General features: G+C 60.3%; 1 pseudogene. It reads left to right on the forward strand.

Features of this window, described 5'->3' with window-relative positions:
• Positions 1-114 precede the first annotated feature (114 nt).
• A pseudogene (locus tag OC534_RS19285) lies at positions 115-952 on the forward strand (IS3 family transposase); the annotation flags it as partial.

Below are 952 nucleotides of genomic sequence, written 5' to 3' on the forward strand. Positions count from 1 at the left end.
GATTGAGTAGCACGACGGTTTGGAGTCCAATCCTCAACGACAAGGAGATTGGACGTGAAGAAGCGCTTTTCCGAAGAACAGATCATCGGCTTCCTGCGCGAGGCGGAGGCCGGCATGCCGATCAAGGATCTGTGCCGCCAACATGGCTTCAGTGAGGCCTCGTACTACCTGTGGCGCAGCAAGTTCGGTGGCATGAGCGTGCCCGACGCCAAGCGGCTCAAAGACCTGGAGGCCGAGAACACGCGCCTGAAGAAGCTGCTGGCCGAGCAGATGTTCGAGAACGACGTGATAAAGGATGCATTGCGAGAAAAGTGGTGACCGCACCGGCGCGCAGGTTGCTGGTGCGGAGCATGGTCGAGAAAGGGCTCAGTGAGCGGCGTGCGTTGGTGGTTGCACGCATGAGCGCCAGCGCGCTGCGTTACGAGCCCAGGCCGGACCACAACGTTGAACTGCGTGAGCAGATCGCGGCACTGGCACACCGGCATCGACGTTACGGCGTGGGCATGATCCATCTGAAGCTGCGACAGAGTGGGTTCGTCGTGAACTACAAGCGTGTGGAGCGCCTGTATCAGGAAGCTGGCCTGCAGGTGCGTCGCAGGAAGCGCAAGAAGGTACCTGTCGGTGAACGTCAGCCCTTGCTGCGCCCGTCCGCCGCCAACCAGGTGTGGTCGATGGATTTTGTGTTCGACCGCACCGCGGAAGGCCGAGTAATCAAGTGTTTGACCATCGTTGATGACGCCACTCACGAGGCCGTGGCCATTGAGGTTGAACGAGCTATTTCCGGGCAAGGCGTTGCCAGGGTGCTGGACAGATTGGCCGTTCAGCGCGGTTTGCCGCAGGTGATCAGGACAGACAACGGCAAGGAGTTTTGCGGAAAAGCGATGGTGGCGTGGGCTCACGAGAAGGGAATTGCCCTGCGCCTGATCGAGCCGGGGAAGCCGAACCAAAACGC

This window comes from Stenotrophomonas sp. Marseille-Q5258, assembly GCF_946900935.1.
GTDB classification, from domain to species: Bacteria; Pseudomonadota; Gammaproteobacteria; order Xanthomonadales; family Xanthomonadaceae; genus Stenotrophomonas; species Stenotrophomonas nematodicola.